The organism is Aeromonas sp. 11P (assembly GCF_051920165.1).
GTDB lineage: Bacteria > Pseudomonadota > Gammaproteobacteria > Enterobacterales > Aeromonadaceae > Aeromonas > Aeromonas veronii.
The window spans coordinates 224674-237961 of record NZ_JBQBDJ010000004.1; the positions used below are offsets into that span (position 1 = coordinate 224674).

At 61.5% G+C, this 13288-nt stretch carries 11 protein-coding genes; 2 read left to right on the top strand and 9 right to left on the bottom strand.

Features of this window, described 5'->3' with window-relative positions; genetic code table 11:
* The first annotated feature begins 189 nt into the window (after positions 1-189).
* A complete protein-coding gene (locus ACTG1P_RS01295; RefSeq protein WP_113739400.1) occupies positions 190-627 on the top strand; it encodes a GNAT family N-acetyltransferase in 438 nt (145 codons plus the stop codon).
* A gap of 76 nt (positions 628-703) precedes the next feature.
* The gene (locus ACTG1P_RS01300) at positions 704-1468 is read left to right on the top strand and encodes a zinc-dependent peptidase (protein WP_440002266.1); all 765 of its coding nucleotides are present in this window, start codon (positions 704-706) and stop codon (positions 1466-1468) included.
* Positions 1469-1549: 81 nt separating this feature from the next.
* Here ACTG1P_RS01300 and ACTG1P_RS01305 read toward each other — a convergent pair whose 3' ends face one another.
* The 9 genes from ACTG1P_RS01305 to ACTG1P_RS01345 form a co-directional block, all read right to left on the bottom strand.
* Positions 1550-2146, bottom strand: coding sequence for an acetate uptake transporter (locus tag ACTG1P_RS01305; RefSeq protein WP_440000243.1), 597 nt, complete (start codon positions 2144-2146; stop codon positions 1550-1552).
* A 224-nt stretch (positions 2147-2370) separates the two neighbouring features.
* Positions 2371-5373: a DUF748 domain-containing protein gene (locus ACTG1P_RS01310; RefSeq protein ID WP_440000244.1), complete on the bottom strand. Its 3003-nt coding sequence runs from the start codon at positions 5371-5373 to the stop codon at positions 2371-2373.
* A 52-nt stretch (positions 5374-5425) separates the two neighbouring features.
* Entirely contained in the window at positions 5426-6187 is a 762-nt protein-coding gene (locus ACTG1P_RS01315; protein ID WP_440000245.1) for a substrate-binding periplasmic protein, read from the bottom strand.
* A gap of 36 nt (positions 6188-6223) precedes the next feature.
* Positions 6224-6634: a MerR family transcriptional regulator gene (locus ACTG1P_RS01320; protein ID WP_440000246.1), complete on the bottom strand. Its 411-nt coding sequence runs from the start codon at positions 6632-6634 to the stop codon at positions 6224-6226.
* Between the two features lie 2 nt (positions 6635-6636).
* Complete coding sequence (locus tag ACTG1P_RS01325) at positions 6637-7605, bottom strand: hydroxymethylglutaryl-CoA lyase (RefSeq protein WP_440000247.1); 969 nt, start codon at positions 7603-7605, stop codon at positions 6637-6639.
* The gene (locus ACTG1P_RS01330) at positions 7602-9572 is read right to left on the bottom strand and encodes an ATP-binding protein (protein ID WP_440000248.1); all 1971 of its coding nucleotides are present in this window, start codon (positions 9570-9572) and stop codon (positions 7602-7604) included. The genes ACTG1P_RS01325 and ACTG1P_RS01330 overlap by 4 nt, the downstream gene beginning before the upstream one ends.
* Positions 9569-10423 carry an enoyl-CoA hydratase-related protein gene (locus ACTG1P_RS01335; RefSeq protein ID WP_440000249.1) on the bottom strand — a complete coding sequence of 285 codons (855 nt, stop codon included), beginning with the start codon at positions 10421-10423 and terminating at the stop codon, positions 9569-9571. Before ACTG1P_RS01335 ends, ACTG1P_RS01330 begins: the two co-directional genes overlap by 4 nt.
* 10 nt (positions 10424-10433) lie before the next feature.
* Complete coding sequence (locus tag ACTG1P_RS01340) at positions 10434-12035, bottom strand: carboxyl transferase domain-containing protein (protein WP_440000250.1); 1602 nt, start codon at positions 12033-12035, stop codon at positions 10434-10436.
* A complete protein-coding gene (locus tag ACTG1P_RS01345; RefSeq protein ID WP_440000251.1) occupies positions 12032-13174 on the bottom strand; it encodes an isovaleryl-CoA dehydrogenase in 1143 nt (380 codons plus the stop codon). Before ACTG1P_RS01345 ends, ACTG1P_RS01340 begins: the two co-directional genes overlap by 4 nt.
* Positions 13175-13288 lie beyond the last annotated feature (114 nt).

The following is a 13288-nucleotide window of genomic DNA, read 5'->3' on the forward strand; positions in this document are numbered from 1 at the left end:
GTAACATATCGAGTTGTATCGGTGCTTCCCAGCGAAAAATGTTGCCTTGTTGCAAATTTGTGAATTGACAAGGGTGGGGGGATAATGGCAGGCAGCGTTTTCTATGAGTAAAGATGAGATCCTCCTTGTTGATCTGCGCCGGACAATGTGACGGGTGTAACACTATGGAAAGCAAACATGAGGCCAACAATGAAAAATGACCCTGAGACGTTGACGATCCGTCCCCCTGAGGCCGACGACGGGAGCGCCATCGCCCACCTGTTCACCCAATTGGGGTATCCTGCCGAAGGTGCTGACGTGACGGAGCGTCTGTTGGCGCCGGATCCCGCGAGCGTTGTGCTGCTCGCATCCCTGGCCGACAAGGTGGTCGGCGTGCTGGTGTGGCACAAGCTGGCACCGCTGCATGTTGCACCAGCTTGGGGCCTGATCTCGGCGCTGGTTGTCGATGAAGGAGCAAGAGGGGCGGGAGTGGGTGCAGCCTTGCTCAAGGGCGCTGAAGCGATGGCGCGGGCCGCAGGTTGCGCCCAGCTAGAGCTATCCAGCAGTCTCAAGCGCGAGGCGGCCCACCGTTTCTATCTGGCGCAGGATTATCAGGAGCGGCCGAAACGGTTCGTCAAACTGTTGTGACCTGTTTTTTGCATCAAAAGAAGGAGTAGGCGTGCTGGGATGGTTCAAATGGCTGGGTGGTCGCCCGCAAACGCCCATGAGTGAGGATGAGTTGGCGCTGTGGCGTCAGGCGCTGGCGGCTGTGCCCATCTTGCAAGGGCTCAGCGACACCGAGCAGACGACGCTTATCGGCTTGGGGCAACAGTTGCTCAAGCGCAAGACCCTGACCCTGATCGGGGTCGAGCTCAGCCCCCGTCAACAGGCGGTGCTGGCACTGCAGGCGGCGTTGCCCATTCTTCATCTCGGTATCGACTGGTATCGCGGCTTTCACGAAATCATCATCATTCCCGAACCCGTCACCCGGCGTCAGGTGGTGCAGGATGAGTTCGGTCTGGTGAGCGAGTTTGAAGAGGAGAACGCCGGTGAATCCTGGCCACAAGGGCCGCTGGTGCTGGCCTGGAGCGAACTGCAGCAGGATGGTGACTGGGACGGCTTTAATCTGGTGATCCACGAGCTGGCCCACAAGCTCGATATGTTGGGCGGTGAGGCGGACGGTGCGCCGCCGTTGCCGGGGCAGATGAGCAGCCAGCTCTGGCAGCAGGCCTTTCAGAGCGCCTTCGATGCGCTCTGCCAGCAGCTCGACCGGGACGAAGTGACCGATATCGATCCCTATGCTGCTGAACATCCCGCCGAATTTTTTGCCGTCAGCTGCGAGTCTTTCTTTACCGATCCGCTGCGGCTGCAGCAGGTCTATCCCGCGGTATACCGGCAACTGAGCCAGTTCTTTAGCCAGGATCCCGCGCAGCGTTTTCCCGTGACCCGCTTGCTGGCGGGGGAGGTGGACGCCGGGTCACTTGGCTGATAACCGATCTGTTGAACAGTTATTCGAGATAGCAAAAAGGCACCCGAGGGTGCCTTTTTCACAATCTGAGTGGCTTGCCTATCAGGCAGCGGCTTTCAGCTGTACTGAGGCGGCTTTCTTGTGATCGCCGATCGGCATCACGGTGCGGCCGAACTGCTCGTTAATCACGGTGGCCATGGCCAGATAGATGGCGCTGGCGCCACAGATGATGCCTTCGAAACCGGCGATGGTGCCGATCAGGGTGCTGCCGGTGAAGTCACGGGCGGCCAGCAGGAAGAACAGCACGGTCAGGGAGGCGAACACGAACTGCTTGGCGCGCGGGTAGTTGATGGTGCCAACCAGCATGAACAGGGTGAACATGCCCCACATCAGCAGATACCAACCCATGTAGGCGTGTGGAGTGGCTTCGGCCAGACCCATGGTCGGCATGATCAGCAGGAACACCAGGCTCAGCCAGAACAGGCCGTAGGAGGTGAACGCGGTCACACCGAAGGTGTTGCCACGCTTGTACTCCATGATGCCAGCGATGATCTGGGCGATGCCGCCGTAGCACAGGCCCATGGCCAGGATCATGGCGCTGATGGGGAAGAAACCTGCGTTATGGATGTTCAGCAGGATGGTGGTCATACCGAAACCCATCAGACCCAGAGGGGCAGGGTTGGCCAATTTTTCGCTCACGTGGCGTTCTCCAAAAATAGAGGTGGGGTTAACAAAAGACGCGCGATTTTAGGCAGGCTGTGGCGCGCCCGCAAGGGGGCAAGGGGGATAAATCGTAAAAAAACTACGTGATTATTTGCATCAGAGGCCAAATGCTCACCAAGACAGGCTGTTTGGTGAGCAAAAGGTGTCAAAATAGTTGAGGGGTTGTATTTTTATTACGCTTTTTACGAAGTGCGGCGGCCTTACTGATCCAGTGTCAGGATCACTTTGGCTTCCTTGTCCTCTTCCTTGACTTGGCTGTCGAGCACGAACAGCCGCTCCGGGGCGATCCCCTGGCTGTCGACCAGAAACTCCTTGGTATTTTGCGCCCGGCGCATGGCGAGATTGCGCAAGGATTTGGCGGTGATGAGCTGCTGATCCCGCAGCAGGATCACCGCCTGGGCCCGCAGTGCTGCGCTCTCTTCATCCAGATGGAGGCGATCGGCCAGATCATCCAGATCTTCGCCAAAGCGCTCTTCATAGGCTTGGGCCAGCGCCTCTTGCAGGGCGGGGTCCTGTTCCAGCAGGTCGAGATCCGCCTGATTGCCGGTGAGCTTGGCCAGTACCCGTTCCAGCTTTTGCCGTTGCAGGATAGGGCGCTCCTCGTTGAAGTTGACCTTGCCGCGAATGTTCATGCTGAGCTTGGGTCTATCCTTGAGGGCCTGCGCCAGCTTGACCAGTTTCTCCTGCTGGGTGGGGGTGAGATCGGGATCCCCCGGCAGGAAGGGAAGTTCGTCGAGATCTTCGGTGCCATCGGCCAGCGAGGCGAGCAGGGAGAAGGGGGAGGTGATCGCCTTGCTCAGGGTGTTGCCCAGCACATCCCAGAAGATATTGCCGATGCTGAAGTCCGGTTGATCGAGATCGCCCTTCACCTTGAGGTTCATCTGTATCACCCCGTTGGCATCGCTTAGCAGGGCGATGGCCAGCCCCAGCGGCAGATCCTTGGCCTGATCGCTCTTGATCTTCTCGCCCAGTTGCAGCTTCTTGATGGTGATGTCGTTATCCCCCTCCAGCCGGTTGCCCTCCAGCTTGTAGTGCAGTTTCATGGAGAGCTGCCCCTTGTCAATGGCATAACCGGCATAGGTGCCCGAATAGGGGGTAAAGGTGGTGAGCTCCAGATTGTGGAAAGCGACCGCGATGTCGAGGATAGGGTTGGCGACCAGCAGGTTGGTGCCGCCGCGAATGGTCACCGGCGCATAGCGATCCACCTTGCCGTTGAAGGCGAGATCGGAGCGTTGCCCCGGAATATTGCTGATATGGCGACTCTGGCCGCCCAGCGAGGCGATATCGGCCACAAAATCCTGACTCAGACTGCGATCAGCAAAGCGAAGGTTGCCCTGCTCGGTGCGCAGCTGATCAATGGTGAAACGAAAGTCGGGAGCCTTGCTGCCTGCCGCCGCTTGAGTACTTTTGGCTGCCGCCGGCTGCGGCAACAGCAGCTGTTGCAGGTTGGTGGTGCCATCTTCGTTGATCTCGATGCGGGCGAAGGGCTTGTTCAGGGCAATGTCCTTGATCCGCATCTGCTGGCTGATGCCGTCGTACGTCAGACCGGTGAGAGCCAGGGTGTTGAACTCCAGCAGCCGCTGATTGTCTGCCCGATCGACTACTTTGAGCCCGTTGATATCGAGCCCCCCTTGCAGGGTCAGCTTGCTCAGATCTCCCCGGGCAGTGGTGGCGAGATCAAGTCTGGTCTTGCTGCTCAGCAGCCCGTTTTGCACCTTGATACGCACCAGATCGGCCAGATAGGGCTGTGCCAGCGTCAGGGGCAGATCCTGCTGGTTGATGTCGCCGCTTAAGGTGAAAGGAGTCAGGGTCAGTTGGCCATCAAAGGCGAGGGGGCTGCTCTGGTTGAACTGGGTGGCCAGAGTCAGTTTGCTCGGTTGCTCCCCCTTGCTGCCCAGTGGCCCCAGCGCCAGCTTGAGGCCGGAGAGCTGGCGTGCCAGCGGTTTGCCGCTGCTCGATTCGGTAAGGGTGAGATCACCCTTGTCGATGGCGATCTGCCTGATCTGCCACTGCCAGGGTTTGTCTGCCGTGTTTTTCTTGCCGTTACCGGCTGTCTTTGCTTGTTGTGCCGACGTGGGCGCCGCATTGTTGGCCGCCTCGTTTGCGGCGTTGGCCCCTTTGACGGGTTTGGCGGGGGCCGGTGCAATGAGCAGATCAGCCAGATCCAGCTCCTGCTGTGGGTTGAGGGTGGCTTTGAGCAGGGGTTGTTGCAGGGTCACCTTGCCGATCTGGATCGACTGTTTCTGGCCATCGACAGCCAAATCGCTAAGCGCCAGCTGGCTGAAGCGGGCAAACTCCTCTCCCTTGTGTTTTTTAAGCTGCCAGTTGTCCAGCGTCAGCTTGCCTTTGGACAATTGCCACTGTACTTCTTGCTTGCCCTCTTTGAGCAGGAATTCCACCTCTGCATTGGCGTGGCCCTTGGCCAGATCCAGCTTGAGATAAGGTGTCCAGAGCGGGGTGAAGGGTTTCAGCTCGACCTGCTTGAGGCTCACTTTTCCCTGACCCATGCCGCTCATCACATCGAGTTTGCCGTGAGCTGCGAGGCTGCTTTTGCCGTTGATGGCGGCGCTCAGCTGATAGGCGGTCGGGTGATTTGCCTCGGTGCGCAGGTTATCGAGCTGGAGAGTCACTTTCTCCAGATTGAGGGGCGGCAACCAGCCGGGTTCGCTCTCCTTGCGCTGATCCTGATAGCGCACATGGCCGTCAGTCACTGCGATGCTGGCGATGTCGACCGGCAGCGGGGCGCTGGCTGTCTCGGGCTCGGAGGAGGGGGCAGGGGCGAGCAGGGTCGCCAGCGCATCAGTCAGATTGAGTCGAACATCCCCCTTTTTGTCTGCCAGCCGTTGCAGCAGCACCACGGGTTTGGTCAGGGTGACGGCGGAAAGCACGACCCCTTTGTGCTGCCAGCTGGTTTGCAGGTCGGGGGTGATAAAGAGCTGCTCAAAACCGATGATGGGCTGCTGTTTGGCATCGAGCAGGGCGGTCGCGCCGAGGGTGAGAGAAGGGTTGCGCAGCCCTACGTCAATCTCCCCCAGCGTCAGTTGCAGGCCATAGTGCTCGGCCAGCCAGCCGGGCAGATAGCGCTGGATCAGACGAGGGGTTTGCCACAGCAGCAGAGTGATCAGGATAAGAAACAGCAGAAAAGCGTAGGCAAGGTAGCGCAGCAAGCGGAGCTTGGGGGACGCGGGCTCGGTGGTGTTCATTTGGTGCACTCCCATTTGGTTCCCGCCATGGTACAGAAAAGCTGGATAGTAATCATGGGATTGCGTGCTGTTGTACGCCGTACTTTGTCCAAAGGCGCTCCAGTTCCCCCTTTTGTTGCAGCGCTGCCAGCCACTGTTCCAGCTGGGCAGGGGTAATGGGGGCCGCAGGGTGAAGGATGGCGCGGTGCTGATACTGTTGATCCCATTTTTGCGAGATCAGCAGCTGATCGGCTGTGTCGGGATGGGCCAGCAGATACTGGTTAAGGTATGAGACGTTGAGAATGGCTACCTCGCCACGTCCTTTGAGTAGCGCTTGCAGGGCGCTGACATTGTCCTTGACCAGGGTGATATTGAGCTTGCGCTGCAGGTAGAGGGGATCGGCATTGAACTGGCCGACGCCGTAGTGATAGCCGGTCACCCCGATAAGATGATGCCGAGAGGGGTCATCGAAAAAGCGCTGTTCCCGGCCCGCTTTGTTCAGGGCCACATAGACCTCGCCACCACCGAGGAAGGGGGCTGTCATCTTGAATTTATCTGTGTCCCAGCCCCACTTGCTGTCTTCAAACAGCATCAGCGAGAAACGGCCCAGATCGAGCGCCTTGTAACGGTTGGCGGCCGAGGTGGGGACAAAGACAAAGGTCACCTCTTTCTGAACGGCATTGAGCTGGTCGATAAGATCCAGCGTCAGCCCTTCATAGCGGGAATCGGAGAGTTTGACCACAAAGGGGGCATAGGGGTATCCGCCAACCTTGATGAGGGGATGGCTCCAGCCAGAGAGGCTGAACAAGAGCAAAAACCAGCACCAATATCTCATGGGATCCCCAGGGCAATAGCTTGCTCCCAGATTCGGTTAATCTGCGCCGGTTTTCAAGCTGTTAAGGGAATTAACACAGCGCTGTTCGGCGGCTTCCAGCTCGGCCATCACCATCTGGATATCCTCCAGCTGCTGGCGCAGCACACCGCGTTTTGCCTCGATCAGCTTGATCATGGAGTGGAGCTGGGTTTTGCTCGATTTGTCGGTGTCGTACATATCGAACAGCTCGCGGATCTCGGCCAAGCTAAACCCCAGCCGTTTGCCGCGCAGGGTCAACTTGAGCCGGATCTTGTCCCGATGGCTGTAGATGCGGGTTTGCCCCTCCCGCAGCGGGGTGAGCAGCCCCTCATCCTCGTAGTAGCGGATGGTGCGCGGCGTGACATCGAATTCGTGGGCCAGCTCCGAAATGCTGTAGGTGATCTCCTTGCCGGGCAGGGAACGGGACATGGTCATGACTCCTGTTGCTGGGCGTGTGGCTGGCAGAGGCGGGCGCGCAGCCGCTCGGCATTGGCGTGCAGGGCCTGACCGACCCGCGAGCCGTTGGGACGGCCGAGCTGCTCGCTCACCCACTGGCCGGTGGCCGCCAGTTTGTCGAGATCCACCCCGGTCGTCATGCCAAGGCCGTGCAGCAGGTAGACCACCTCCTCTGACGCCACATTGCCGGAGGCGCCCGGCGCATAGGGGCAGCCGCCAAGCCCCGCCACCGAGCAGTCGATGGTGCGAATGCCGCGCTCCAGCGCGGGTAGCAGGTTGGCCAAGCCCTGACCGTAGGTGTCGTGGAAATGGACCGCGAGCCGACCCGCCGGGATCTCGTGCAGCACCGCATCCAGCATGGGCGCCACCGTGCCCGGGGTGCCGACGCCGATGGTGTCCCCCAGCGAAATTTCGTGGCAACCGAGATCCAGCAGTTGCTCGGCCATGGCGGCGACCCGTTTCGGGCGGGTCGGGCCATCGAACGGGCAGGCGATGATGGTGGAGAGGTAGCCGCGCACCTTGATGCCGAGGCGGCGGGCCTCCTGCACCAGCGGGGCGAAGCGCACCAGCGACTCCTCTACGCTGATACCGATATTGGCGCGGGTAAAACCGTCGGAGCAGGCGGTGAAGAGGCCAATCTCATCGGCGCGGGCGGCAATGGCAGCCTGCAAGCCTTGCAGATTGGGTACCAGAGCGCCGTAACGGGTTGAGCCCTTGCGCGGCAGTGCCTCGAACAGCGCTGCGGAGTCCGCCATCTGCGGCACTTTTTTGGCAGAGACAAAGGCACCCACCTCGATGCGTTGCAGGCCGCTGTCGGTAAGGCGCTGGATCAGCTCCAACCGCTGTACCAGGGAGAGGGGCGCAGCTTCATTTTGCAGGCCATCTCGCGGCCCCATCTCCACCAGACTGACCCTGTCGTCACGGACGTCCTGTGATCGGTTCATGGGTGATCCTCCTGTGTGGCAATCTCTTCGGCAAAGCGCACCAGCACGGTTCCCTGGCTTACCTGCTCGCCCTGTTTGCACTGCAGGGCTTCAATTACCCCGTCCCGCTCTGCACGCAACTGGTGTTCCATCTTCATCGCCTCCAGCACCAGCAGGGGTTGCCCCTTACTGACTGTTTGCCCCTGCTCGATCAGCACGGCTACCACTATGCCGTGCATGGGCGCGATGGCGCCCTGCGCCTTCTCGTTTGCCTGCTCATGGTGGTGGCTGTGCTGCTGATCATCGGCCGCGAAGCGGATGCGCTGGCCCCCCAGGGTCATGATGAAGGCTGCCTCCGAGCCTGCGACCGTCTGAATGGGGATCTGTTGCCAGCCGCCGCCCTGCTGCAGGCGGATATGATCATCACCTCTCTGGTACCAATGAGTCTCCCCTTGCCACTCAAACTGGCCGCCATGATCGTTAAGGGTCAATACCCGGTGCTCATCACCGATGCGCACCGCCGCTGTCCAGCAGCGATCCGGCCCCAGCCGAAATCCGCAGGCTTGCTGCCAGGGAGAGGTGCCCGCAGGGCGGCTCGCCAGCCAGAGGGTCGCCAGCGGCCAGGCGAGCTCAGGAATGGGTTGCGGTTCGGTGGGGATGGGCCACTGGGTATGGTGGCCCATGGCCAAGATGTCGGGCTCTTCACAAAGGCGCAGCAAGAGCGCGCCGTTGTGCTCCAGCGGGCCGAGATCCAGTGCCGCCAGCGCATCGGCCAGTTGGGCGAACGCCTCGGCGCGGCTCTGGCCGTGGGCGATCAGCTTGGCGATCATGGGATCGTAATAGGGGCTCACCTCATCACCAGCGGTAACGCCGGTGTCGATACGCACGCCAACGGGCCAGTGCAGCCAGTGGATGGGGCCGCTGGCGGGCAGAAAACCGGCCGCCACATCCTCGGCGTAGAGGCGCGCCTCCACCGCATGGCCGCGCAGCACCACCTCCTCCTGGGTGAGTGGTAGCGGCTTTCCTTCGGCCACGACCAGTTGCCAGGCCACCAGATCCTGCCCGGTTACCGCTTCGGTGACCGGATGCTCCACCTGCAGCCGGGTGTTCATCTCCATAAAGAAGAACTCATCCTTGCAGAGCAGAAATTCGATGGTGCCAGCCCCCTGATAGTAGATGGCCTTGGCAGCGGCCACGGCTGCATCCCCCATGGCGCGCCGCAGAGCCGGAGGGATGTCGGGGGCGGGCGCCTCTTCGATCACCTTCTGATGGCGTCGCTGCAAGGAGCAGTCCCTGTCCCCCAGATAGATGGCATTGCCGAGGCTATCGGCAAAAACCTGTACCTCCACGTGGCGAGCCTGAGGCAGATAGCGCTCCAGCAGTACCATATCGTTACCAAAGGCGGCCTTGGCTTCCCGTTTGACTGCCGCCAGCGACTCGTCAAAGTCGGCCAGCTGATCGACCCGGCGCATCCCCTTGCCACCGCCGCCACTGGCGGCCTTGATAAGCAGTGGAAAGCCCACTTGGCTCGCCTGATCGCGCAAGAAGTCCGGCCGTTGATCCGTGCCGTGATAGCCGGGTAGCACAGGTACACCGGCGGCCTGCATCAGCGCCTTGGCTCCCGATTTGTCGCCCATGGCGAGAATGGCGGCGCCGCTTGGGCCGACAAAGCGCAGGCCGCGCTGTTCGCAGGCGGTGGCAAAATCGCTGTTTTCCGACAGAAAGCCGTAACCGGGATGGATGGCGTCGGCGCGCGCCTCTTTGGCAATCTTCAGCACCTTGCCGGTGTCGAGATAACTCTCTCTGGCCGGTGCGGGCCCCAGATGCCAGGCCTCATCGGCCAGACGGGTGTGCATGGCGTGGGCGTCGGCATCGGAGTAGAGGGCGATGGTGTGGATGCCGAGGCGTTTCGCCGTCTTGATGATACGCACGGCGATTTCGCCGCGATTGGCAATCAGCAGGCGTTTAATCTGAGAGTGATGGGTCATGTCTCATCCTTGAAACGGGGACGCCAGGCGGGAGGGCTTTTGTCGAAGAAGGCCTGCATCCCCTCCTGGGCTTCGAGCCCCACCCGAACCCGGGCGATGGTCTCGACGGTTTTCTCTTCGTGCAGGCGGGAAGGATAGGCCTCTATCGCCGCCAGCAGTCGTTTGGTCTCTTTCATCGCTTCCGGCCCGTTGCGGCACAGACGAAGGGCCTGCGCCCGTCCCTCCGCCAGCAGTTGATCCGGCTTGCAGAGTTGATGTGCCACATTGAGCCGACAGGCGGTGATGGCATCGAACGGCTCGGCACTGAGCATGTAGCGGCGCGCCTGACGCATTCCCATGGCGCGTACCACGTAGGGGCTGATCACCGCAGGCACTAGCCCGAGGCTAACCTCTGAGAGGCAGAAGCGGGCATCGTCGCTGGCCAGCACCAGATCGCAGGCGCAGATGAGGCCCATCGCCCCGCCATAGGCGGCCCCTTGCACCAGCGCCACCGTAGGGAAGGGAAGCTCATCGAGGGTCTGCATCAGCCGCGCCAGTACCCGGGCGTCTTCGCGATTGTGCTCGAAATCGGCGTGGGCCAGATTGCGCATCCAGTTGAGATCGGCGCCCGCGCAAAAGTGTTTGCCTTCGGCACGTAGCAGCAGGGCGTGAGGGCGTTCGGCGAGATCATGACCATGGAGATGGGCCAGATCATCGAGGCAGTCGAGCAGCCCCAGCATCAGGTCGGCATCAAAGGCGTTGTGGCGGGCCGGGCGCGACAGCACCAGCTCGGCCAGCGGGCCGTGCCGCTCCAGCCGAAACGGGCCCTGTGTTGAAGAGCCAAGTGCTGAGGAAGTAAGTGGATCTGACATAGGTTGCTCCTTACATCCGGAAGATGCCGTACTGCTCGGGTTCAATGCGGGCACCCTGACAGGCGGCGAGCGCCAGTGCCAGTACGGTGCGGCTCTGAGCCGGGTCGATGACGCCGTCATCCCACAGGCGAGCGCTGGCGTAGTAGGGGTGACCCTGCCGCTCATACTGCTCGATCACCGGGGCGCGGATGGCGGCCGCCTCCTGCTCACTCAAATCCTTGCCCTCGGTAGCCAGCTTGTCCCGACGCACCTGCACCAGCACCCCGGCAGCTTGCTCGCCCCCCATGACAGAGATGCGGCTGTTGGGCCAGCTAAAGAGAAAATCGGGTTCATAGGCGCGGCCACACATGCCGTAGTTGCCGGCACCAAAGCTGCCGCCGACGATCAGGGTGATCTTGGGCACCCGGCTGCAGGCCACCGCTGTGACCAGCTTGGCGCCGTGCTTGGCGATCCCCTCTTTTTCTGCGCTACTCCCCACCATAAAACCGGTGATGTTCTGCAAAAAGAGCAGCGGGATGGCACGCCGGTTACAGAGTTGGATAAAGTGGGCCCCCTTCTGGGCGCTGTCGCTGTGCAGCACGCCGTTGTTGGCGAGGATCCCCACTTTCATGCCGCAAATACGAGCAAAGCCGGTCACCAGAGTGGTGCCGAACAGCGCCTTAAATTCGTCAAAGTCAGAGCTATCCACCAGTCGTGCAATCAGTTCGCGGGCGTCGTAAGGGCGTTTGAGACTGGTGCCCACCAGACCGTAGAGCTCCTCTATGGGGTAGCAGGGGGGCTTGTAGCCGGGGCTGCTCTCTATCGGCTCGTTACCCAGATGAGTAACCAGCGTGCGGGCGATGGCCAGCGCATGGGCATCGTCACGGGCCATATGATCAGCAACGCCGGAGTGGGCACAGTGCACTTCGGCGCCGCCCAGGGCCTCGGCGCTGATCTCCTCGCCGGTGGCGGCCTTGACCAGCGGCGGACCCGCCAGAAAGATGGTGGCCTGCTCCCTGACCATGATGGATTCATCAGCCATGGCGGGCACGTAGGCGCCGCCAGCGGTGCAGAGTCCCATCACCACTGCCAGCTGGGGAATGTTCTGGGCCGACATGCGGGCCTGGTTGTAGAAGATGCGGCCAAAGTGATCCCGGTCGGGGAACACCTCATCCTGCATCGGCAAGAAGGCGCCACCGGAATCCACCAGATAGAGGCAGGGGAGGCACAGCCGCTCGGCGATGGCCTGGGCGCGCAGGTGTTTTTTCACCGTGAGCGGGTAGTAGGTGCCGCCTTTCACGGTGGCGTCGTTCACCACCAGCATGCAGAGCCGGCCCGAAACCCGGCCGATGCCGGTGATGATGCCGGCGGCGGGCACCGGCTCGTCATAGACCTGCCAGCCAGCCAGCGCCGACAGTTCGAGAAACGGGGAGCCCGGGTCCAGCAGCTGATTGATGCGCTCGCGGGGCAGCAACTTGCCGCGGGCCTGATGGCGGGCGTTGTTGGCCGCGCCGCCTCCTTGGGCGATCTCGGCAATGCGGGCATGGAGATCGACGACCAGCCCCTGCATTGCAGCCCGATTGGCCGCATATTCCGGGCTCGCCGTGTCGAGGCGGGAGTGGATACGACTCATGCATTTTCTCCCATCAGCTCGCGGCCGATGAGCCAGCGGCGGATCTCCGAGGTGCCAGCGCCGATCTCGTAGAGTTTGGCGTCCCGCAGTAGGCGGCCAGTGGGGTATTCGTTGATGTAACCGTTGCCGCCGAGCAGCTGGATAGCGTCGAGGGCCATCTGGGTGGCGTTTTCGGCGGCAAACAGGATGGCTGCGGCGCAATCTTTACGGCTGGTGCGACCCTGATCGCAGGCGCTCGCCACCGAGTAGACCAGCGCCCGGCTGCTGGCGAGGCGGGTATACATGTCGGCGAGCTTGCCCTGCACCAGCTGGAACTCGCCGATGGCTTGACCAAACTGCTTGCGCTCGCGCACATAGGGCAACACCACGTCCATGCAGGCCTGCATGATGCCAAGGGGGCCCGCTGCCAGCACTACTCGCTCGTAATCCAAGCCGCTCATCAGCACCTTGACTCCGCCGTGCAGGGGGCCCAGCAGGTTTTCCTGCGGCACGTGGCAGTTGTCAAACACCAGCTCGCAGGTGCTGGAGCCGCGCATACCGAGCTTGTCGAGCTTCTGGGCAGTAGTGAAACCGGGAGTGCCCACCTCGACGATAAAGGCGGAAATTCCTTTGGGACCGGCGGCGGCATCGGTCTTGGCATAGATGACGAAGGTGTCGGCATCCGGGCCGTTGGTGATCCACATCTTGTTGCCGTTCAGCACGAAGTGATCGCCCTCACGCTCTGCGGTCAGGCGCATGCTGACCACATCGGAGCCTGCGCCCGGTTCGCTCATGGCCAGCGCCCCCACATGCTCGCCGCTCACCAGCGGGGGCAGGTAGCGTGCTTTCTGTTCCGCCGTACCGTGGCGGTGGATCTGATTGATGCAGAGATTGGAGTGGGCGCCGTATGAGAGGCCGACCGAGGCGCTGGCGCGGCTCACCTGCTCCATCACCAGCACGTGGGCCAGATAGCCGAGGTTCACCCCGTCATACTCCTCCGCCACCGTGATGCCGTGCAGCCCCAGTTCACCCATCCGGGGCCAGAGATCACGGGGGAAGGCATTGCTCTGATCGATCTCGCTGGCGCGCGGGGCGATCACTTTCTGGCAGAAGGCCGCAACCTGTTCGGTCAGGGCATTCAGGGTCTCATCCATCTGCATCCATGCTCTCCTTGCGGATATGACAGTCGGGTAGGAAGGTTGGCTCGACCGGCTGACTCGGCGTTACGACTGGCAGTGGTCGGTCCATTTTGTACTTCACTTCTGCCACAAGTT

Coding starts and splice junctions, on each gene's coding strand:
- ACTG1P_RS01295 (WP_113739400.1), top strand. CDS start 190: ATGAAAAATGACCCTGAGACGTTGACGATCCGTCCCCCTGAGGCCGAC.
- ACTG1P_RS01300 (WP_440002266.1), top strand. CDS start 704: ATGAGTGAGGATGAGTTGGCGCTGTGGCGTCAGGCGCTGGCGGCTGTG.
- ACTG1P_RS01310 (WP_440000244.1), bottom strand. CDS start 5,373: ATGAACACCACCGAGCCCGCGTCCCCCAAGCTCCGCTTGCTGCGCTAC.
- ACTG1P_RS01315 (WP_440000245.1), bottom strand. CDS start 6,187: ATGAGATATTGGTGCTGGTTTTTGCTCTTGTTCAGCCTCTCTGGCTGG.
- ACTG1P_RS01320 (WP_440000246.1), bottom strand. CDS start 6,634: ATGTCCCGTTCCCTGCCCGGCAAGGAGATCACCTACAGCATTTCGGAG.
- ACTG1P_RS01325 (WP_440000247.1), bottom strand. CDS start 7,605: ATGAACCGATCACAGGACGTCCGTGACGACAGGGTCAGTCTGGTGGAG.
- ACTG1P_RS01330 (WP_440000248.1), bottom strand. CDS start 9,572: ATGACCCATCACTCTCAGATTAAACGCCTGCTGATTGCCAATCGCGGC.
- ACTG1P_RS01335 (WP_440000249.1), bottom strand. CDS start 10,423: ATGTCAGATCCACTTACTTCCTCAGCACTTGGCTCTTCAACACAGGGC.
- ACTG1P_RS01340 (WP_440000250.1), bottom strand. CDS start 12,035: ATGAGTCGTATCCACTCCCGCCTCGACACGGCGAGCCCGGAATATGCG.
- ACTG1P_RS01345 (WP_440000251.1), bottom strand. CDS start 13,174: ATGCAGATGGATGAGACCCTGAATGCCCTGACCGAACAGGTTGCGGCC.